At 38.2% G+C, this 22935-nt stretch carries 15 protein-coding genes and 1 riboswitch; of the genes, 2 read left to right on the top strand and 13 right to left on the bottom strand.

From position 1 onward, the window contains the following. Nucleotides 1-156 precede the first annotated feature (156 nt). The 6 genes from AC106K_RS26780 to AC106K_RS26755 all read right to left on the bottom strand — a co-directional run bounded on the left by AC106K_RS26780 (nucleotide 157) and on the right by AC106K_RS26755 (nucleotide 6773). Complete coding sequence (locus AC106K_RS26780) at nucleotides 157-2697, bottom strand: T9SS-dependent M36 family metallopeptidase (protein WP_482448681.1); 2541 nt, start codon at nucleotides 2695-2697, stop codon at nucleotides 157-159. A gap of 81 nt (nucleotides 2698-2778) precedes the next feature. Next, the gene (locus tag AC106K_RS26775; RefSeq protein ID WP_482448680.1) at nucleotides 2779-3300 is read right to left on the bottom strand and encodes a tetratricopeptide repeat protein; all 522 of its coding nucleotides are present in this window, start codon (nucleotides 3298-3300) and stop codon (nucleotides 2779-2781) included. Next, complete coding sequence (gene prfH / locus AC106K_RS26770; protein ID WP_482448679.1) at nucleotides 3287-3985, bottom strand: peptide chain release factor H; 699 nt, start codon at nucleotides 3983-3985, stop codon at nucleotides 3287-3289. Before prfH ends, AC106K_RS26775 begins: the two co-directional genes overlap by 14 nt. 1 nt (nucleotide 3986) lies before the next feature. After that, nucleotides 3987-4532 (bottom strand): nucleotidyltransferase domain-containing protein, encoded by a 546-nt coding sequence (locus AC106K_RS26765; protein ID WP_482448678.1) that lies wholly within the window; start codon nucleotides 4530-4532, stop codon nucleotides 3987-3989. A gap of 86 nt (nucleotides 4533-4618) precedes the next feature. Then, nucleotides 4619-6010 (bottom strand): RtcB family protein, encoded by a 1392-nt coding sequence (locus AC106K_RS26760; RefSeq protein WP_482448677.1) that lies wholly within the window; start codon nucleotides 6008-6010, stop codon nucleotides 4619-4621. 10 nt (nucleotides 6011-6020) lie between these two features. Further along, complete coding sequence (locus AC106K_RS26755) at nucleotides 6021-6773, bottom strand: hypothetical protein (RefSeq protein ID WP_482448676.1); 753 nt, start codon at nucleotides 6771-6773, stop codon at nucleotides 6021-6023. Between the two features lie 425 nt (nucleotides 6774-7198). Here AC106K_RS26755 and AC106K_RS26750 point away from each other — a divergent pair, with 425 nt between their 5' ends. Further along, a complete protein-coding gene (locus tag AC106K_RS26750; RefSeq protein WP_482448675.1) occupies nucleotides 7199-8044 on the top strand; it encodes a hypothetical protein in 846 nt (281 codons plus the stop codon). 309 nt (nucleotides 8045-8353) lie between these two features. Here the strand turns inward: AC106K_RS26750 and scpA are convergent, their stop codons facing one another. After that, on the bottom strand, nucleotides 8354-10477 hold the full coding sequence (gene scpA / locus AC106K_RS26745) for a methylmalonyl-CoA mutase (RefSeq protein ID WP_482448674.1): 2124 nt from the start codon (nucleotides 10475-10477) through the stop codon (nucleotides 8354-8356). Nucleotides 10478-10687: 210 nt separating this feature from the next. On the opposite strand from scpA, the gene AC106K_RS26740 reads away from it, so the two are divergent. Then, nucleotides 10688-11464: a T9SS type A sorting domain-containing protein gene (locus AC106K_RS26740; protein ID WP_482448673.1), complete on the top strand. Its 777-nt coding sequence runs from the start codon at nucleotides 10688-10690 to the stop codon at nucleotides 11462-11464. Nucleotides 11465-11537: 73 nt separating this feature from the next. Here AC106K_RS26740 and AC106K_RS26735 read toward each other — a convergent pair whose 3' ends face one another. The 6 genes from AC106K_RS26735 to AC106K_RS26710 all read right to left on the bottom strand — a co-directional run bounded on the left by AC106K_RS26735 (nucleotide 11538) and on the right by AC106K_RS26710 (nucleotide 22660). After that, entirely contained in the window at nucleotides 11538-14600 is a 3063-nt protein-coding gene (locus AC106K_RS26735; RefSeq protein ID WP_482448672.1) for a reprolysin-like metallopeptidase, read from the bottom strand. A gap of 137 nt (nucleotides 14601-14737) precedes the next feature. Next, nucleotides 14738-16840, bottom strand: coding sequence for a prolyl oligopeptidase family serine peptidase (locus AC106K_RS26730; protein ID WP_482448671.1), 2103 nt, complete (start codon nucleotides 16838-16840; stop codon nucleotides 14738-14740). Nucleotides 16841-16933: 93 nt separating this feature from the next. Then, nucleotides 16934-17611, bottom strand: coding sequence for a hypothetical protein (locus AC106K_RS26725; RefSeq protein WP_482448670.1), 678 nt, complete (start codon nucleotides 17609-17611; stop codon nucleotides 16934-16936). A 77-nt stretch (nucleotides 17612-17688) separates the two neighbouring features. Then, entirely contained in the window at nucleotides 17689-18774 is a 1086-nt protein-coding gene (gene prfA, locus AC106K_RS26720) for a peptide chain release factor 1 (RefSeq protein WP_114822089.1), read from the bottom strand. A 135-nt stretch (nucleotides 18775-18909) separates the two neighbouring features. Then, nucleotides 18910-20208 carry an APC family permease gene (locus tag AC106K_RS26715; protein ID WP_482448669.1) on the bottom strand — a complete coding sequence of 433 codons (1299 nt, stop codon included), beginning with the start codon at nucleotides 20206-20208 and terminating at the stop codon, nucleotides 18910-18912. Between the two features lie 7 nt (nucleotides 20209-20215). Then, nucleotides 20216-22660, bottom strand: coding sequence for a TonB-dependent receptor plug domain-containing protein (locus tag AC106K_RS26710; RefSeq protein ID WP_482448668.1), 2445 nt, complete (start codon nucleotides 22658-22660; stop codon nucleotides 20216-20218). A gap of 94 nt (nucleotides 22661-22754) precedes the next feature. Further along, nucleotides 22755-22860: riboswitch (SAM riboswitch) on the bottom strand. Between the last annotated feature and the right edge of the window lie 75 nt (nucleotides 22861-22935).

Below are 22935 nucleotides of genomic sequence, written 5' to 3'. Positions count from 1 at the left end.
ATCTTTAAAGACTACCTTTGAATTACTTAACACACAGCAAATTAATCAATTTGCAAATATTAGGAAAGCAAAAGCTTTCCTTTTTTTATGCTCAAAAAAAAGACTGCCTCACTTTTGAGACAGCCTCACCTTTTTTCTATAAGTATCTGTAGAAGCTTATCTTACAATCAGTTTTTCTACCTGGGTCTTATCTCCCTGCTGGATATGAACCATATAAACTCCTTTCTGGAAGCTTTTTGTAGAAATAGCTTTTCTGGAAGCTGATTCTCTGGAGTCAGAGAACACCTGTTTTCCGTATATATCAAATATTCTGATCTTCACTTCCTTTGATGATTTGTCTATATTTCCAACAAAAAACTCATCATAAGTAGGATTAGGAAAAACAATAAATTTCTGTTCCTGTGTTTTAATCTCCTGAGTGGCTAGTGAAGTATTACACTCCTGTGGGACAGTGAAATCTTCTACCTGGTCATTGGCTACATTGCCGGCTCCGGCAGAAGCATTTACACCCAGTCCTCTTTTCGCGAAAGCTTTCCAGATCATACATTTATCCTGGCCTGAATTTCCTATCGAATCCGCCTGAAGTATGGCGTCTCTTCCATCTATAAAGGAAGGATTACAGGGCTGCAACTTCAGTCCGTCCATTACCATTTGTAATACTCGTGCATTTCCGGATACTGAGCTTGCCAATACATCATTGTTATAGCCATATTTTTCTATATACTTCCAGGTAAGATCCCATAGCATAGTCGCCCAGATAAAGCCTATCTCATGAGCATTGAATGCCTCATTAGTTTTTGCATACGTATAACTGTTTATATTAAAATCCGGAGAATATTTTGTAAATCTGATCCCTGCACCAGTAATCGGCTCCCCATTCATATAAGTTCCTATTCCCCGTGCTAATGCAGACGTATCTCCAGGTCTTGTTGTAAGGATTAAAGCAAAGTAATCTGACCATCCTTCTCCCATCTGCTCAGCAGAATTAAGACAATTATAACCCTGTCCCGTCAATCTGTCTGAAATACCATGTCCATATTCATGAGTAACAATTCCGTTATCTAAACTTGAGTGCTTAAAACCTTTATAATCAAAATTTAACGTTGCATTCACGGTTGTTCCCGCTTTAAGTTGATTTACGAGATATTCTCCTTCCACTTTTCCCATCATAATAGAAGGAATACTTATAGGCCCTACTGTATCATCTGCAACCATTGTAAAGGGAATAGTACTTACAGGATTATGAATAATAGCTCCAATAGCTCCTGCCTCTTCCATTCTTTTTACTTTACTGGCATAGCTGCATATTCCTCTTTTTGCAACCCCTATTTTACCCGCCATACTTCCTGGCACCAGAGCAGTACATGCTTCTTCCGGTGTAGCTAGCATCAGATTTCCCGTCACAGTCTGCCCGTCCAGTAACAGGTTTCCGAAACTGGCTCCTGCTGTTATAGCCTTAGGTCTACCCGCCATGGATGCAGGAGAGTTATACTGATACCTTACAATAGGATCATTAACATTTTCAATTCTGTCCCAAAGGTACATTTGCATTCTTGGCGGCTCAAGAAAAGGAGTTCCATTCAGAACCATTTCGTATCCTGAACTAAAGTTTGCATTATTCAATCCACTTCCATCAAAAGCTTCTGCTTTTACTGCGTCTCCACCTATTCCTCCTTTTCCAAAATTATTGGTTTGAAAGTTTCTTGCTGTTTCTGTAAAACCAAATTGATAAAAGATGTCATGCAGCTTGTTATTCATATAAAACAGATTGGTAATGGCCGCATCTTTATAAGTCATAGGATTATCATATTTCCCATCTGCAAAAGGAAAATCAAAATTCAAACTGCTTCCGCCATCCGGAGAATATCCTGGATTATTGGTATTATCCTGATCTGAGTAAGCATGTACATTATTCCCTTGAGTATAGGTATAATGATTGATTCCATCAGAATGCCACCCTTCAGGAGAAGCTGTCAGATCCCAGGGATTACTGATGACAGAACGGGAGCCAAATGTGGGAGCTTCCAGCGGCAATGCAAAAATATTATAAGAAGCACCAGAAGGTTGAATCTTTTTCATTCCAGCCGCTGACACTATCTGTACATCCTGCATCTCTAATCGGTATGAAGACAGATGTCCAAAATCACAACGATGAGTCTGATTGATTTTCTGCATAATCTCTCCGGAACCTGCATCTGCAACAATATGCCAAATGTCTGAAGAATTTTTATCGGTTACGATTAATTCTTTAGCATGAATATATACTTCATTCTTTTCAAAGTATATATCAGGTAGGTAATTTACCCTTATTTCTTTAAGATTAAGTTGCTGCTTAATGATATCTTCTGAAAATCTACGCTGAGAACTTTTATTCTCGGCAATTATACTATTTCTATTAAAGTTATTTTTTTCAGAAAGGATCTGTTCTCCTTTTATGAGTACTTTTCCCAATGCATTGGAGATCCTCAACCCATTATAAGTTTGCTGCACATCAACAATATCTATTCCCAGACTTTTTGACTGGTCCTTATTTAAAACAACAACTCCTATTTTATTGCTTGAATTCGCCTTTTGTACCAGCCATCCTTTCTTCTGATAATATTCATTAATAAGACGCTCTGTACTTTGTGCTCTGACACTACATATAGAAAAAAATGTAGTCGAAACTAAGGATAATACGTATAGTTTTTTATTCATGGGATAGTTTTGTTAATAAAAATACGAATTATATACTGTATTTCAGAGTATTACTATGTTATATATCAAAAAAAAGGAGACTTATGCGGTCTCCTTTTTCTTTTTTGTTTTTTTCTTTGGCTTTTTAGGCATTTTTGCTTTGATGAATTTTTCTCTGCTTTTCAGGGCGTCGATCATACATTGATCATAAGCAAAGGTTTTAGCCTTCTTTAAAGGTTCTAATGCTTTTTTATACTCAAGTCTGATCTCAAAAAGCAGAGATTGCTGAATAAGAATTCTGCATTTATCGATTCCCTTTATTTTCAGAGCATACTCAATCAGCTTTTCTGCTTCTTCCAGATCTTCATTATCCAGCAGACATTTGATATAATATTGCGGAACACTCAGGTTGGTCATATTACACTGCATTGCCTCTTCAAAGTAGAGCCTGGCCTTTTCATAATCCATCAGCATCTCGCTGTAGATCCTGCCCATCAGGCAAAGGCTGTCTGCATCTTCCGGATCGTAAGACAAAGCATAATTGAGTGCTTCCAGGCAGTCTGGAAGGCTATATGGATAATTGTCCAGAGCCTCGAAATAATATTTACTTTTAGTTAAGGTCATTTTGATAGTTTTTTAATTCATTTTTCAAATCATTCCTCTGTTTTTTGAATGACCTGTCCACATAATTCTTTTTAAAATCAGATCCTGAAAAAGTACGGACAGCGTTTCCGCGCTCTACCCGCAGATGATGACTCCATGTTTCTTTCATTTTCTTTTCCAGGTTCCGGATATATACTGACATGATCTTCTCTTTCAGCCTGATGACCGAAAGCCTTTTATTCTCCAGCTGAGAGCGTGAATCCTGTACAAATACCGATTCTCCTGTCGGGAAGTGGGTAGCCCGAACGGCCGTATTGACTTTGTTTACATTTTGTCCGCCGCTTCCCTGACTTCTGACCGCCTGAAATCTTATATCTTTCTCGTTGAAATCGATCTTTTCCGGATTTTCTAATTCAAAAACACCAATAAACCAGTTGCTTCTTTTATGCAGCTTCCTGAATGTGCTTTTTCCTTCCCAGCAGATACTTCCCAGCCAGTTTTTCAAAAATTCTGTTATTTGCTTTCCTTTTAAAAGCAGGGTAACGGATTTCAGGGTTAGATTTTCATCCCCGCTTTCACGGTGAATGATCTCATATTCTATATTGTTTTGTGTTGCCTCTTCAAGAAAGGTTTTTAAAACCTTGGCCACTACCCACTGGCATTCCAAAGGTCCTCTTCCTGAAGTGATCTGTATTAATTTTTCCATGTTATATTGGCATTTTGTGTAATAAGGGATGTCCTACGGGATCTATTCCCTTCTGTAATAAATCTTTTGCAGCCATTACTGCCCAGCATTTGTCACTGGAATGAATATTTCTGTAAAATGAAAGCAGAACGTCAGGCTTCACTACGGTAAATCCGTTAGCTTCAATGGTTTCAAGATCATTTCTTTCAAAAAAATCTATGGTCATTCTATGAAACTTATTGTTTTCCAGCTCTTCTGTTTTTTCATACCGGCGAAAGTTTTCTTCACTCGGCAAGTGATCGTACCGGGTCCAGACTTTCTGAAATCCTTCCTGCTGAAGAATCATAACAACTTCTGCTACATTTTCTTTTTTTACAAAAACATCAATATCCTTGTGGTCATGGGCATGTTTGTATTCTTTATGCCCTTTCTCTGACATAAAATGCCAGGCCCAGCCTCCTGATATAATGACTTTATCTTTTAGTTTTTCTAATATCTGCAGCCCGAAACGGATTCTAAATTCCGGCCAGACTTCTCCGTATCTTTTTATATTGTGTGGTGCTCCCATTGTTTTGTTTTTTGTTACCAGTTGCGGGTTTACCGGTTATCAAGAGTGCAAAAACACAACTGATAACCAGAAACCTACAACAAAATTTATTTATCCATTCTTACAATTCTCGGCTGGAATGTTCCCAGAATATCCACCAGTTCGCTTTGTGCATTCATCACTTCATTGATGTCTTTGTACGCCATTGGTGCTTCTTCTGCATTCCCTCCCATCAGTGTAACGTTCTTCAGCTTCAGCTCTTTTTTAATGTCATGCTGAGTAAAAAGACTTCTGCACTCTCCGCGGGAATGTGCTCTTCCTGCTCCATGTGATGCTGAGTTCAGTGAATCCGGATTTCCTTTTCCACGAACAATAAAACCTTTCGCCGTCATAGAACCTGGGATCATTCCCAATTCATTTTCATTGGCAGGGGTAGCCCCTTTACGATGAACAATCACTTCTTTTCCGTTGTGGATCTCTTTCCAGGCAAAATTGTGGTGATTTTCAATTCTCGCTTTTACTCTTCCTCCTACTGCTTTTACCAGTCTTCGGTGAATATCGTCATGACAGGCTGAGGCGTAATCTCCGGCAAGGTTCATCGCAGTCCAATATTCCAGACCAAGGTGTGTACTCAGATCCAGCCAGGCAAACTGTTGTGCTTCTTTTGGCAATGGACACTGTTCTGCAGCCACTCTGGAGTAATATTGGGCAATTTCTGCCCCTAATCCTCTCGATCCGCTGTGTGAAAGTATTCCCAGGTATTTCCCTTTCGGCAATCCGATCTGTTTGTCTTCTTCTGTGATTTCCACTTCTCCGAATTCCACAAAGTGATTTCCGCCACCGGAACTTCCCATTTGCTTGATCGCTTTTCCTTTTAATCTTCTTAAAATCGGGATCAGATCGAATGTATCTCTATCAAAAATCTCATGATCTATGTGAGATTTGTGGGTTTCATACATTCCGAATTTTGTATGTTCAGCAAGGACTTTTTCGTATTTGTCCCTGGCTCCTTCAAGATATGAAATCGGGGTATCCAAAATACTCAGGCTCATTCTGCATCCGATGTCCATTCCTACTCCATAAGGAATCACTGCATTTTCCACAGCAAGCACTCCTCCGATCGGAAGGCCATAGCCACTGTGAGCATCCGGCATTAGCGCTCCCTGGGTAGAGATAGGCAGCTTCAAAGCGGTATAGAGCTGGTTTTTGGCTTCCTCAGAGATATTATTTCCAAAGATCTGAAATGAGGCCCGCTGTGAATTCAGCATTCTCTTTTCTGTTTTTTTGGATGAAAGCAAGGTCTCTGCAATCTGTCCGAAGGTTAAATCCTTTTCAAATTGTTCCGGATTCTGTAAAATTTCCTTTAAAATAGATTTTACATGATGAATATTTTTGGTTGCAAAATTCCTTTTCATGACCTCTAAAGCAACGTTGACACTTTGATTATTCGGATAGCCCAGTTTTAATATATCTTTTCCTTTTAGTTTTAAATTTCCCATTGTTTTTGTTTTAAATATTTGCGGACGCATCGTCCAGAAAGCTTTCTGCAATCTCTGTTGCAGACATTTTACAGGTAAAATATTTCCTGCATTTGATAAGATCAGTATCTTCTCTTTTGGTTTTCCATGAATACGATTTACCATAAATGGTTTTGTGGACAATTCCATCAATTTTATACTGTCTCAAATAAGAGTCCAGCTCTGCAGATTCTTTTTCCAATTCGAAGTCTACAGGTTTATAATGGGTAATCATATTGGGTCTTATCCGCAGGGTAAATCTCCAGGGTTCTATAAATTCGTAATAAGGCACATATTGTTTTCGGAAAGGGCAATATTCTTCCTGTTTCAGGAAATATTCTCTCTCCCTTGGGGTGAGCCCGAACTTTGGATCATTCCAGGAAAATGAAGAGATCTGTTTGAGTTTTTGCTCTCTTTCTACATATATCCTCCGGCCGGACTTTTTTTTCTTTTTCAGAAACTGGCGGCTTTCAGAATACATATAGGTATTAATCTTCTTCAAAATTCCATCAAAGAATTCTCCGTCTTTGGATCTCATTACATCTTCCCTAACGGTGAAGAATCTTACAAATCCTCTTTGATAAGGTTTTTCTAAAGGAATCCACGGGATATTTCTTTTGATCTCCCAAAGTTCATTACTACGACGATACTTTTTTCTTATCTGCTTTTCTACATCTTTTTTTATTGTTCTTTTTCTGCTTCTAAGGCTTCTTAACCTGTAAGACAGAAGGTTATCATTTTCCATTGATAAGAGAAGTTAGATGCGAGATGTATTTTATCTCACACAACTTTTAGTCAACTAAAACACTAGTTGAATGGATTAATAATAGACAGTAACAGTTCTGAGATCTACATCTCATGCTATTTTGTCTTTAATGACACTAAAAAAATTTCGGGGAAACTGAATTTGAGTTTTGAAATATTGCGCAATAAAAAACCCGAAATCTTTACGACTTCGGGTTTTGATATTTCATTGTACTGTTATTCTATGAGTGTACCAAACCACGAAGCCCTACCACCATAAGGGGTAATCCAACTGTAGAATTCTGATTTGTTCTGAACATTGCTTCGTTGTTTTTAAATGGTTAAACTTGATTTTCAGGTGCAAATATAAAATTATTTTTTTAATCTCCAATTCTTTTTAAATCTTATTTTTGTGAAAAACAATGTATGCATAAAATTATAGTAGGTTTGCTTCCGTTACTTTTTGTAGCATGTAAGAAGGAAAATCCTGTAAAAAAAGAAGAGGTAAAAGCAACTGACAACACCTGTAATTCTTCTCATTTCATGAAACAGATTCTTGAACTGGATGAAATGAAAGCTCAGGCTAAGTTTCTGGATTCATTAACTAAAGGAAAGAGTGGAATTGCGTTTCTGGTAGACAGTACAAAAGTGAACAATGTCTGGAATTACTCGCTTTCAGCCGGATATAATGGCCCGGACCGCTTCGAGACTTATCATATTTTTCATGCTTCAGGAGATCAATGCAATTCTTTAAAGATTGACGAACCTGTTTCCGGAGAAACCCTTTCTATTGAGGAATGGAGAAAACGTAAAAATGAACCTGTGCAAACGGAATCTTATCTGGCAAAAAGTCTCTACAGCTTGCCTGTTGAAAGTCTTCCTCAAGTGGATGTAAAATGGATTGAAACCGATTTTATTATAGACGGATCTGAGCAATACAGCTGTGGGAATCCCATGTTCAGATATTTTCCTTTAGCCCGATATAAAAATATGGACCTGATTCTGGTTCCTATGGATTGTGGTGATTTCGACTACCGCTATTCTCTTCTTACGGTACTTAATAACAAAATTGTTGGGGAGCTGTATGTAGAAGGGCTTTGGTATGATCCCGGAAAGGATGATAAAATTGAAGAATTCAGCAGCTATGAAATCAGTAAGACCGGTAAGGTTACTGTAACCACACAGCAGAAGTTTGACGGAAATCTTCAAAAAACAACCCGTACTTATTCGCAGATTATGGATGATGGAAGTATAAAACCTTTAAGCAAATAACTTAAATCCGGATTGATTATTCTAAATTTTATAAACGCAAAGAATCAGAGATTCGAATGTTTTACTTTAGGAGGCTAAGGATTGGGCAGCTTCGCTGCTGATGAAGCGCAGTGGTTATGTTTATATCTCATAAAAATCAATAAAATTCCATCTTTGCTTCCTCGAAATATTAAAGCATCAGAATAGAAACTTTGTGTGAAACCCACTTTCATAACCATTGATTCTAATCTGTAAAGGAAGTGAGAGTTAAAATAAACAAGGCTGTTTCTGGTATTGAGAAACAGCCTTTATTTTTTTTTTGGTTTACTATTAAATTTTTGCCAGAAGTCTTTCCAGAATTTCCACGGCACATTTAGGAAGATTGGTTCCAGGGCCGAAAATAAAGTCGGCTCCGTTAGCATAAAGGAATTCATAATCCTGCTGTGGAATTACTCCTCCCACGACAATGGTAACATCATCTGCTCCTAATTTTGAAAGTTCTTCCACTACCTGCGGCACCAATGTTTTGTGTCCTGCGGCTAATGAAGATACTCCCAGAATGTGAATATCGTTTTCAATGGCTTGTTTTGCCACTTCTTCCGGAGTCTGGAACAATGGTGCTACATCGACATCAAATCCCATATCTGCAAATGCTGTTGCTACCACTTTTGCACCTCTGTCGTGTCCATCCTGTCCCATTTTCGCCACCATTATTCTCGGGCGGCGTCCTTCTTCCTCTTCAAACTTCTGAGTCAGATGAAGGGCTTTTTCAAAGTATTCGTTTTTCCCGGCATTCATGGCATATACTCCAGAGATTGTTTTAATGTTGGCTTTATATCTTCCAAAGGTTTCTTCCATGGCATCACTCATTTCACCAAGGGTAACTCTTCTTCTTGCGGCTTCGATGCATAATGCCAGAAGGTTTCCTTTTCCTGTTCTCGCACTTTCACGAATGTCATTCAGGATCTGTGTAACAGCTTCTGAGTTTCTTTCCGCTTTTATATTGTTCAGTCTTTCAATCTGCTTTCTGCGAACTTCTGTGTTGTCAATATCCAGAATCTCAATAGCATCCTGTTTCAATGATGATTTGAATGAATTGACCCCAATGATAAATTCTTCCCCACTATCAATCTTCGCCTGTTTTTTTGCAGCAGCTTCTTCGATTCTCATTTTAGGAATTCCGGCTTCTATCGCTTTGGTCATCCCTCCTTCCTGCTCTACCTCATCGATGTATCTCATTGCTTCTTCGATCATTTGCTGGGTAAGGCTTTCTACCAGGTTACTACCTCCCATCGGATCTACTACATCACATATTCCGCTTTCCTGCTGAAGAATGATCTGTGTGTTTCTCGCAATCTTCGCTGAATAATCTGTAGGAAGTGCAATAGCCTCATCTAAGGCGTTGGTGTGCAGTGACTGTGTTCCGCCTAACGCTGAAGATAATGCTTCAATAGCCGTTCTTGTGATATTATTGAAAGGTTCCTGTTCCGTCAAAGACCATCCTGAAGTCTGCGAATGGGTTCTCAGGGCCAGTGATTTTGCATTCTGAGGATTGAACTGTTTTAAAAGGGTAGCCCAAATGTATCTGGCTGCACGCATTTTCGCGATTTCCATGAAGTGATTCATCCCGATAGCCCAGAAGAAAGATAGTCTTGGTGCAAAGTCATCTACATTCATCCCTGCTTTGATCCCGGTTCTTACGTATTCAAGGCCATCTGCCAGGGTATAAGCCATTTCCAGCACCGGAGTAGCTCCGGCTTCCTGCATATGGTATCCTGATATGGAAATAGAGTTGAATTTCGGAATGTTCTTTGAGGTATATTCAAAAATATCGGCAATGATCTTCATGGAAGGAGCAGGCGGATAGATGTAGGTATTTCTTACCATAAATTCTTTCAGAATATCATTCTGGATGGTTCCTGAAAGTTGTTCCTGTTTTACCCCTTGTTCTTCAGCGGCAACGATATAGAAAGACAGAATCGGAAGTACAGCTCCATTCATCGTCATGGAAACCGAGATCTGATCCAGTGGAATCTCGTTGAAAAGAATTTTCATGTCTTCAACAGAATCAATGGCTACTCCCGCTTTTCCAACGTCTCCTACTACTCTTGAGTGGTCAGAATCATATCCTCTGTGGGTTGCCAAATCAAATGCTACTGAAAGCCCTTTTTGTCCAGCAGCAAGGTTTCTTCTGTAAAACGCATTGGATTCTTCTGCGGTGGAGAACCCGGCATATTGACGGATCGTCCATGGTTTTTGAACATACATCGTGGAATACGGTCCTCTTAAATAAGGAGCCATTCCCGGAGAGGTTTCTGTTAAAGACTTATCCTTAACATCTTCTTTTGTATAGGAAGATTTCAACTGTAATCCGTCTTTTTCAAAAGGATAGATTTCAGTTATTTTTTTAGTTATATCAAATTGAGGAGTTTTATTGTGAACTTCTCTTCTCATACTTACATATTTATTAGATGGCTAAATTTAAGCATTTTTAGAATAACAAATAAGTATTGATAAGTTTATGATTACATGAGTTTTAAATTACAATACTCTAGTATTAAATTCCGTTTAAGATCCTCATCAAAAGATTATTGATAAGCATCCAAGCCTCATTTATAATATAAATTTAATTAACTTAGGCAGCTCAAATTTTAAATTAAAATCATGAAAAAATTATTATTTTCTGCCGTTTCTCTAATGGCTGCCAATTTCGCTTTTGCTCAATTAAATCTTGAACATTCGTTCTCTAATGAAAATACATTCGTTTATTCCACTCCTACAGAAACATTTTATATTTCGAAGACTACTGATAATAAATTAAAAATTTATAATTCTAATTATTCACTTTATAAAACAGTAACGGTTCCAATGCCAGCAAATTTTAATCGATTAGATTTTTATGGTGAAGAATTTTCAATATCAAAAAATATATTTAATACTGATAGTAAATTCGAATTTATGGTAGGTATTTTTAATGATACACAAACTTTTTATAAGCTACTATTAATTAATGAAGATGGAACATTAATTAAAGACTTCCATACAGATCCTAATAAATTATACGATGGAGGCTTCCAAGTTTTTCATGATGTTACGACAAATACCAATAAGTTAATTGTTCATAGTGGTACAACTTTTAATAACAGCAGCATTCCATTAACAGATGTTTATGCTCTACCAACTTCTGTTTTGGCAGCAAAAGAAATTCAGACAGGAAACAAGTTATCTGCATTTCCTATTCCCACTAACAAAATCCTGAATGTTATGAATCCCGGAAACGGAGCAAATAAAATTGAAGTTTTTGATGTAACCGGAAAATTAGTTGTGAACAAATCTTTTTCCACCTCAGAAGGTAAGGTCTCTGTTGATGTAGAAGCTCTACCTAAGGGAGTCTATTTTTATAAGATTGGGAGTTTAAGTTCTAAGTTTACAAAGAATTAATCAATTCAGCATAATAAAATACCCCCGGATGAAATTCATCCGGGGGTTTTACATTATAGTTGTTTATTTACTCCTACTTTTTGATAAGTTTCGTATTGTAAGTATCTTTTTCGTCTTTGATCGTTACAACATACATTCCTTTGATCAATGAAGCAACATTGATTCTATTTCCGTCAATCTTACCGTCCTGAACTAATCTTCCGTCAGCAGAGTAGATTTTGTAATCTGCTTTACCTTTCAGATTTTTCACTTCTACAAAGGTATCTGCAGGGTTAGGATAGATAGAAACTTCAGATGGTTTTGTACCATTGGTTTCGTTTACACCAAGGGTTTCTGAGATTTTCACAGAGAAATCTTTAAATGAACCGTATGAAAGGAATCCACCTCCATTTACAGGAACACTTGGATAACCACATGGTCCGGAAGAAGCATTAAAGAAAGTATTGGCTACTCTCATTCTCAACAGTTTATCTCCAGAATAAGCATCAGTTGGAACCGTAAACACTATATTTCCAGTATATGCACCATTTGCACCATTTGCAATAGGCGGAACTGTTGCTTTAGAACCAACTTTCTCTGAATCTTCAAAAATACCATTTCTGTTGTAGTCTATCCAAATTGTTATGTGGTCATTATAGTTCTGTGTGTTACCAACATTAAAGTATGAGGCTGTATATTGTGTTCCTTTTGTTAAGTTAACAATTTTAGTCTCATCCTGGCTATAATCTCTATAACTGCTGAAAATATTTTTATAAGTTAAATCTGAAAATGCCAGATTAGCCAGATTTAATTGAGCCATACCACTATTGTATCTAAAACTTGCAAAGCTATTTCCACCAGAACTCATTAAGCAATAATCTACTCCTGTCGTCAATCCTTTTGTTTTGAATGTATACGTTGGAGAGTATGTTCCTACAACAGTATTTACCACTGTAGCCACCTGAACGTCATAACTCGTTTCGTCTTCAAGAGAGTTTAGAGAAGCGAAACTCGTATTACTTGTTGCATTTGTCCAAGTTGTTGCACCTGCTTTTCTATATCTAACAGAATAGGTTGCTCCCGGAACATTATTCCAACCCACAACGGCTGAATTTTTCAACACTTCTGTACTTATCGTTGAAATTCCTGTTGGCGCATCTGTTGTTGAAGTTGGTGCAGCTCCAATAGTAATCTTAGGTGATACAGCGTAGAAAATATTTCCTATAGCAGAAATTTTCAATTTAATTGGTCCTGTCACTCCAGAAGGCATTTGAGCGGTATAGCTTCCTGAGTTAGGAGTAGAAGCTACAAGTTCAGTCCATGAAGATCCGTTGACAAGGTCAGTTGTATATTCTATTTTTACGTTTGTTACGTTATAAGGTGCAGAATTCGTATTTACAACATCCCATGAAATTGTATTGGCAGCATTGTTATACATTACCGAAGAATCATTAAGACCCGTAAATTTGAAAGGACCATCCGCTTTAACGTCTACTTTAGTTTCAGCAGACACTAACATTGGAGTTATATTTTCATCTCTTACCGTCACTGCATAATTAAGCAGTCTTGGAGCGTAAGAAACAGTCTCCCATTTTGTCTTATCAGTTAAATTTCCTGACATTACTATAGGAAGACTTGGGAAATATCTTCTTCCGCTTGTCGTTCCAAAATAAGATCTTGCCAATGCTCCCTGAGAATTATATCCCCAACCGCTGTCTCCAGAAATTGAATGATACGTATCAACACTGTCATACTGTTCCCATGTATATTTGATCGGATCAGCGTCTGTAGCAGTAGCTTCCAGATAGTATGCAGTTCCTTTAGGAATAGTGTAAGTAGTAGGAAGAGCTGAAATTACAGGAGCTGTATTTGTTGATATATCCGCCCACACTCCACAATCTGACTTACTATCAAGGCTATTCAGTACCTGATTAATAGAAGTATAATGGTAATAAGCATCTGTAAACATTTGAACATTATCTCCGGTAATTCCTGCGTATCCCATTATGGTAGTACCCCCACCAGGCTCTACATTGGCTCCTGATCCTTCTGAGTTGTGTGAGAATGTATGGTTACCTCCCAACTGGTGCCCCATCTCATGAGCTACATAATCGATATCGAAGGCGTCACCTTTTGGAGATGTACTCTGAGTAAATGCAGATCCTTTTGCCAAAGATGTATTACTTGCAGGGTTAACACATGTAGAACCGATAGATCCTGCGTTACCGTTTCCTCCTGCAGCATTGAATACATGCCCCATATCATAATTGGCATTTCCTACCTGCTGAGTTAATGTCTGCTGAAGCTGTAAATTTAAATTAGTAGTATAAGGGTCAGTAGCAGGATCTATATAAATAATATTGGGAAGATCCTGAATCACAGCTTTAATTCCGAAATCTTTCTGAAAAATTCCATTGACACGAGTCATTGAATTATTCATCGCTACAAGCGCCGGAGCCTTCTTTTCAGCATCTGTCGCAGTAGCAGGCACCCCTGCCTGAGCCATAAAATATTGAGTATATTCTCCTGTAACAGAAAGCGCTAATCTATATGTTCTGAATTTTGTGCTTGCAGGTCTGTTGGCATTTCCAACATTAATGTTGGAAAGAGTCTTTTTTCCGTTTGCTTCTAAAGACTTGATGTCTTTAATGTTTTTTTCTTCTGTTGTACATTCAAAACCATGTTCTCCTTCTGTTCTCTTTGTTTTATAGAAAACACCATACACTTGCTTATCTGTAGTAATAGGCTCTATAAACTGGAATTTTCCGTCTTTAATAATCATGGATTCCATTTCGGTAGGAGCAGTACTGAATCTTAGGTATTTACCCGGATCATCCACACCTACTCCAATATAAGATCCTAATTGATATCTGTCTGCTAGTGATTTCTCCATTACAGGATCACTGTACACTGCAAATTTTTCAATTTTCCCTTCTGCTGTAGGTAAGGAAATAATAACAGGTTTAGCACCTTTTCCCGTTTCTACAGCATCTTTCAGCGCATTTCTAAGAGACTGTAAATCCAGTCTGTAAGAATACTGAACTTCAACTTCTTTTCTGGTTTGAGACGTTCTTTGTGAGGCCGGCTCCCACCTCTGTGCATTAAAGCTTGACAGCCCAGCTGCCAATGCACAAACTAGTAAAATTCTCTTTTTCATAATTGCCTAATTAAATAAAAATTAGTAAACTTTAAATATCCGGCCTAAAAGTACAAATTATAAACAATACACCCTAAAAAAAACGATCAATTTTAAATAAAATTGATCGTTTTTTTATATTTATTATTATTCAACAACTATTTCTTGATTCCCATCTCATACAATGCAAATGATATAAGATCCGCATTTTCACTGATTACCTGATCCGTTGCTCTTCCTGCTCCGTGACCCGCATTTTTTTCAATTCTCAACAAAATAGGATTCTTACATGCCTGCTTCTCCTGAAGTTCTGCCCCGAATTTGAATGAGTGAGCCGGTACCACTCTATCATCATGGTCACTGGTAATGATCATGGTAGACGGATAGCAGGTTCCTGCCTTTACATTATGTACCGGAGAATATGACTTAAGATATTCGAACATTTCTTTGCTGTCTTCTGCAGTTCCATAGTCATATGCCCAGCCTGCTCCTGCAGTGAATTTGTTATATCTCAACATATCTAAAACTCCAACGCCAGGGAAGGCTACTTTGGCAAGGTCCGGACGGATCGTCATCGTTGCTCCTACCAGCAATCCTCCATTCGATCTTCCTGAAAGAGCCATATAGTCTTTGGAAGTATATCCTTTTTTCTGCAAATATTCTCCTGCAGCGATAAAGTCGTCAAAAACGTTTTTCTTCTGTTGTTTAGTTCCTGCATCATGCCATTTTTTTCCATATTCACCTCCGCCACGGATGTTTGGAACGGCATAGATTCCACCATTTTCCATCCAGATCGCATTCACTACAGAGAAAGAAGGCTGCAAGCTGATATTAAATCCTCCATAAGAATATAGAATCGTAGGATTCTTCCCATCAAGCTTAATTCCCTTTTTATAGTTGATCATCATAGGAACTTTGGTTCCGTCTTTTGAGGTATAGAATACTTGTTCAGAAACATAATCATCAGGATTAAATTTCACTTTCGGCTTCTGGTATACTTCTGATTTACCGGAATCTACATTAAATTTGTAGGTAGTTCCCGGAGTGATATAGTTACTGAAAGAATAGTAAAGGTCTTTCTCTTTTTCCTTTCCTCCGAAGCCGGAAATATTTCCTTTTCCAGGAAGAGTAATTTCTCTGATCAACTTCCCTGTCTTATCAAATTGTTTTACCTGATCAATGGCATCAATCATATAGGTTGCAAAGAAGTATCCACCTCCGGTAGAAATTCCCAGTACATTTTCAGTTTGCGGAATTACATCTTTCCAGGTTTCAGGAGCAGGGTTTGCAATGGTAGTTTTTACAAGACGCATATTGGGAGCATCTTTATCTGTGGAAATAAAAAGGTTATCTCCATCCGTATCTACAATGTAGGCATTAATATCAAATCCTTTTGTGATCTGTACAAAGTCCCCGCCTTTCTTCAGATCTTTGATATACAATTCGTTTCCGTTGGTTGCATTGGCTGCAGAAATGATAAGGAACCTCTGATCTTCTGACACGCTGGCTCCTAAGTATCTTCTTGGTGTTTTCTCTCCTCCGAAGATCAGTTTATCTTCAGATTGCTTTGTCCCCAGTTTATGAAAATATACTTTATGTTTATCAGTCATTCCTGAAAGTACCGTTCCTTCTTTAGGTTTGTCATAGCTTGAATAATAGAAGCCTTCATCATTCTGCCATGCGATACCACTGAATTTTACATCCAATAAAGTTTCATCAATCTGTTTTTTGGTAACTGCATCGATGATTATGATTTTGTTCCAGTCGCTTCCGCCTTCAGAAATAGCATACGCTGCAAGGTTTCCTTTTTCGTTAAATGATAAGGTAGCCAGTGAAGTGGTTCCTTTTTCTGAAAATTTATTCGGATCTAAAAATACTTCTGTAGCTTTTGTCTTCTTGTTGGTTCTGTATAAAACCGACTGTGCCTGTAGACCGTCATTTTTAGAATAATAAGTATAATCACCTCTTTCAAAAGGCGCTGAAATTTTTTCATAATTCCAGATCTCTTTCAACTGGTTCTTAATTTTATCTCTGAACGGAATTTTTGAAAGGTAGTTCTGGCTATAGGCAACTTCTTCATCTACCCATTTTTTTGTAGCATCAGAATCATTTTCCAGGTCTCTGAAAGGATCTGAAACGGCAGTTCCAAAATAAGTATCTGTCTGATTCCCCTTTATTGCTTTAGGATAATTCATTTTTTGAGCGTAAAAAGATGCTGAAAACAAAACTCCAGCAGTTAATAACATAGGTTTAAAATTCATAGTGAACGGTTTTCTCAAAAATACGCAAAGTCTGTGAAATAAAAAAAGCCTCCAAAACGGAGACTTTTATTCTGTATTTAAAGTATTTTTCAACTATTCATTTGTTCCGAAACTCCCGAAGTAAAAATCGGTAAGGTTCGTCACAATTTCATCCGGGCTCCCATTCCAATAATATGTTTTACCCCCTTCTTTAAGTTCGTACAAACTAAAATTCTGATCTGTCGTTACCGTCTTATCTGCATTTTTAAAATCCTGAACTGCCTGAATCAGGTATTTCTTCAGGTCTTCGGCTTTCACTTTTTTAATATCTCCGGTAGGTCCAGGGGTTAATTTGGAAGGGACCTTAAAGCTTACGGAATAAGTAATCTCAGCAATTTTATCTCCTTCTACATATTCATTAGGAACCACTTTTACCTCTTTAACGGTAAGTTTTCCGGCTTTAAAGTTTTCAAGCATAGCCGTGAAATAATCTTCAGCCTCTTTTTTACATGCTGTAGCAGCAGCTTTGGGAAATGCGGCCAGGAAATTCTCCACAGTCCCTTTTTTCATTTCGTCGGATGTTTCTTTAAAATTTACCTGATATGCATTCTGCCCTTCTACGGTAGGCCTCAAATAGTCGTTAAGTTTGTTCAATGAAACCTCATCATTGTTCACAAAGGTTCCGAAGAATAATTCAAATGCTTCTTTGGGTTTCTTAACTTCCACCTGAGCCGAAACGTACTGCCCCATCATCGTAAGCAACAGTAATAAAATAATTTTGTAATTTTTCATAATATATATTTGATTTAATGATTTGAAAAACAAAAACCTCTGAGATTTTCAGAGGTTTTGTTTGTATGTATAAAACTTTAGTAGTTTTCTTCTTCTCCTTTCATTTTCTCTGCATTTTCTGCCATGATTACCGCATCGATCATTTCAGAAATATCCCCATTCATATAAGCATCCAGATTATACATCGATTTGTTGATTCTATGATCTGTTACCCTTCCTTGCGGATAGTTGTATGTTTTAATCTTTGCAGAACGGTCACCTGTAGAAACCATAGATTTACGCTGTGCAGCAATATCTCCCTGTACTTTCTGCAGTTCTATATCGTATAGTTTTGTTCTTAGCATTTCCATTGCCAGCTCACGGTTAGCCAGCTGAGAACGGGCCTGCTGACAAACAACCACAAGACCTGAAGGTTTGTGTGTCAACTGAACTTTAGTTTCAACCTTGTTTACGTTCTGACCTCCGGCACCTCCTGAACGTGAAGTCTGCATTTCAATATCTGCAGGATTCAGTTCGAAATCTACTTCTTCCGCTTCCGGTAAAACCGCAATGGTAATTGCTGAAGTATGAACTCTTCCCTGAGATTCTGTTTCCGGTACACGCTGTACACGGTGAACTCCGGATTCGAACTTCATGATTCCATATACGCCTTCTCCTTCCACTTTCATGATCAGTTCCTTGTAGCCTTTTGCCGCTTCATTAGAATCTGTCACTTCATGTCTCCAGCCTTTTGTTTTGAAGTACATGGTATACATTCTGTAAACATCTTCTACGAAAATGGCAGCTTCATCTCCTCCTGTTCCGGCACGTAATTCCACGATAACGTTCTTGTCATCTGCAGGATCTTTAGGAATCAGTAATACTTTAAGCTCTTCTTCCAAACCTGGAATTCTGGATTGTGCTTCCAGCTTTTCCTCTTTAGCCAAGTCTACAAGATCTCTGTCTGACCCATCAGCAATGATTTCATCAGACTCAGCAATAGAATCCAAAGCTCCTTTGTACTGATCGTAAACCCTTACAATTTTCCCCAAATCACTATATTCTTTGTTCAAAGAAGAATATCTTTTTTGGTCTGAAATGACATCAGGCTGTATAATAAGGTCTGCAACCTCATTATATCTTTGTTTTATAGCTTCTAATTTTGGAATTAATGATTTAGACATTCTGGAATTTTTGTGGGTGCAAAGATAAGAATTATTAATTCAAAATTAAAGTATAAATTTTTGAACGCTAGGACGAAACTGCAAAAAGGGTAATTTGCAAAACTGGCTATGGGTATTTTAAGGCTCTTGTTTCCGTCAGTTGGCTTTATTCAGTCTTCTGTCTATTACATATAAAACAATTCCCACCGCTACAATTCCCAGCCCGATCATACTTTCTTTGGGATTATGGATCAAAGTAAAATAAAGGATATATCCGCTGAATAATAAAAAAACGGTCGGAAAAATGTAAAAAGCATTGGATTTGAAGATTCTCCGGTCTTCTTTTTTAAGGAAATACACTGTAGAGATCGCAAGGCTTGCAAATAACTGAAGAATAAAAGCTGTATAAACGAATATTTCTTTAAAACTTCCTGTCAGAATAATGACAGCAGCAATCACTGCATGGGCAAAAATAGCTCTTACCGGAATCCCTTTCTGATTACTGACTGAAAGCGGCTTCCAGATATAACTGTCCTTAGCAAATGCCTGTGTCAATCTTGACCCTACCCAAAGATAACCACTGATCGTCGCAATGAGCTGCAGCGCAATAAAAATATTGACTATTTTTCCAAAAGCAGGACCAAGCATATTGACAGCAGCTTCTCCCATTACATCTTCTTTTCCTGCGAGCTGGCTCACCGGAGCATGCTTCAGCATAATGTAATTGACCAGAATATAACTTACCGTCACAAAAACAGTTCCGATGATCAGAGATTTGGGAAGGTTTTTCTGAACATCATTGATCTCCCCTGCGATATAAGAAGCCGAATTCCAACCGGTATAGGAATAAGTAACAAAAACCAGGGACGTAGCAAATGCAGGAAGCATGATCTCATTCTGCCAGCTGTCCGTAAAATTCAGGCTATTTCCGATCTGAGGAGAATCCGAGAGTCCTACTCCCAGAATAATAAGCACAATAATAAATGCTATTTTAATAAAAGTAAAGAAGTTATGAAATCTGCTGGAAGTCTTTAAACTGAATGACAGACTGACTGCAATCAGAAAAATAGCAGCAATCGCAAAGCTATTTCCGAAATTGTACTCAAATACCGAAAGATATTTTGACATCGCCAGCGCTGCCAGTGCAACAGGTGATGAAAATCCTATAATGAGTGAGATCCAGCTTATCAGGTATCCGAACAATGGATGATAGGTTTCTTTAAGGTAAATAAAATCACCTCCGTTTCCTTTGAAATAAGATCCCAGTTCGGCATAACAGAATGCCCCGAACAAAGCCAGAATTCCTCCAATGATCCACAACAGAAAAATACTGTAGGTATTGGTAATATCAGACAGCTGGAATCCCAGAGTGGTAAAAATACCTGTCCCTATCATATTGGAAACCACAATGGCCGCAGCTGTTTTCCATCCAATTTTATGTGAAACTGTACTCATTTAATGATTAAAAATTAAAATTAAGCCTTCCGAAGAAATAACTTCCCAGTGTTCCCATCTGCACCGGTGCATATTTGAACACACCATAATACGAATTTTTATAGACCTGAAGATCCGGAAAAACATCCAATACATTATTGGCCCCTACGGTAAGATTGATTTGTTTGGTAATATCATATCCTACACTGATGTCTGTAACGACCTTGGGAGAAAATTCCTGTACTTCACCAAACGGAAAACCGTCTCTTATCACTTTACCAAAATAAGTATTTCTTACCAGAAAATTAAATTTCCCTATTCCATAATTCAAACCTAATGAGGCCTTTGTCTTGGGTGAAAGTGTTTCAATGATGTTGATCTGATCCGGTCCGAAATATTGATCTCTGGGTGTACTGATCTTTTCAGGGAAATGAAAATCTGTTATTTTGGTTTCCGTATAGTTTCCGGCAAGGTTAATATTCAGGTTTCCACCAGCCAATTTCCAGTCATAGGAAACCACCAGATCAACTCCTTTTGTTTCAGTATCAATAGCATTGGCAAAAAATCTTCCACTTTCTACCTCATTTCCTGTGCCTACGACCTCCGGATCTGATAGTCGGGGATCTGTAATATTACTTGTAATAACGATTCTGTCTTTTACTTTGATGATATAACCGTCTAGGGTAATGAATAAACCTTTGGCTGGTTTTAAAGTAAATCCGGCACTTCCATTCACCGAGGTTTCCTGCTTTAAATGATCAAATCCAAGAGCCTCGGCTGCTTTACTGTCATTTCTGAAAATCCCTTTGGTCACAATATTGGACCCTGAAGTGGATATATCCGCATAAGAATTATTAAAATACTGCTGTTGAAGAGAAGGTGCTCTGAAGCCTGTTCCTACAGCTGCCCGTACAGCATAGTTTTTTACAAATTCATATCTCACAGCCAGCTTTCCGTTCAGGGTATTTCCAAAGTCGGAATAGTTTTCAAATCTTGCTGCCGCATCAATATTCAGTTTTTTATCCAGATCATACGAAATATCAGCATATACCGCAGTGGAATATCTGTCTTTTTTCAATGCATTTCGGGGTGAAAAGCCTATAAATGACTGCGATCCTCCAACTCCACTCACCGTTGAGCCGTCAGTAGCGATGTTTCCATTAATATCATACTGTGCGTAAGAAGCCTCCTCTCCGGGCTTAATCTGATATTGTTCGAATCTGAATTCTCCTCCAAATGCAATATTGAATTGGTTTAAATTTTTAGAAACATCAAGGTTCACCGTATTTTGCAGAAAGCTATGAGCCCCTGCATAAAAACGGGTTGGAGATTTCGCTCCTAAGGATGCGTTATTTGTATTGCTGACATTATAATTGAAAGTATTGCTTCCAAAAGTATTGCTCAGATCCACCAGCCAGTCATTCACGTTATATTTCGCTCCCACGGCATAGGAAAAATCATAGATCTGAGATCCCAATACCGCCTGAAACCCATTCGGGTAAATGGATGCAACGACATTCGAGGTTTCACTCGGAAGTCTTCTGAAACCATATCCTTTTCCTTCTTTGATGCTGAATCCACCAAAAGAATAGATTTTCAGCTGATCATTCAGAGGGTATTCTGCATTAAAAAACAGTTGCCCCTGCCTGATCTGTGCATCTCCGATCTGAAAATTAAAATCATCACGAGTCAATCCTCTTGCTCTGATTGCGTCGTCATCTGCTTTTTTTGCATCATCAAAATTGGGTGCAAATTCATACGCAAAATGATCTCCGAAAATATCCAGGTCATGATTTTGGGTTCTTGTTGTTTTTCCTCTATGGCTAAGTTGTAATGAAAGGTTGATATAGCTGTCTTTTTTCCCCAGAGAAGTTCCGTAGTTGACCCCGGCCTGGTAGGTTTCTCCATCATTTCTTCCGCTCAGTCCATAGGTGGCGCTTGCAGAAGCTCCTATATCTTTTTTAAGGATAATATTGATGACTCCGGCAATGGCATCAGAACCATATTGGGCAGCCGCTCCATCTCTTAGAACTTCTATTTTTTCAATAGCAATCACGGGAATTGTACTCATGTCTGTTCCTACTGAACCGTTGCCCACCGTATTCTGATAATTGACCAGAGAAGTTGTATGTCTCCGTTTTCCATTCACCAATACCAAAACCTGATCCGGACCCATTCCTCTTAAAGTGACAGGATCAATATGCTCTGTCCCGTCTGATGCAGACTGCCTTACGGAATTGAACGACGGGATAACATAGTTCAGCAGATCCTGAACGGTCATCTGAGGTGAAGACTTCTGTATTTTTTCAATATTGATCACGTCTACGGGAACCGGTGTTTCCAGCTTTGTTCTTTTCGCGTTACGGTTACCTACGATGATAATATCTTCGATTTGTTTTCCTTTTTCCTCCTGCTCCTGGGCAGCAATCAGAATTGTCCCAAGCAGTAGTACGGCTGTACTTAATTTTTTCATTTTTTCTCTTGCCAGTTAATAATATATTCCAGCGGATCAATCCGCAGATTACACAAGACTTCAGGAAAAGGAATTCATATAAGAATATTGATTTCGCTTATCTCCCCCATCGGGTTGGAATTAGCACCTTTACACTTCTGGAATCGTGCAGGTTGCTAAGGTTTCTCAGGGCCAAATCCCTCCACCTTTCTTGATAAATCTACTGCAAAGGTAGAGTATTTTTTTAAATATGCAAAAAGGCAAATTCGCTGATTCGCGAATTTGCCTTTTCATTT

The sequence above is a fragment of the Chryseobacterium sp. FR048 genome (genome assembly GCF_056844665.1).
Note: the sequence above shows the minus strand (reverse complement) of the source record. Positions and strands in the feature narration are given on the sequence as shown.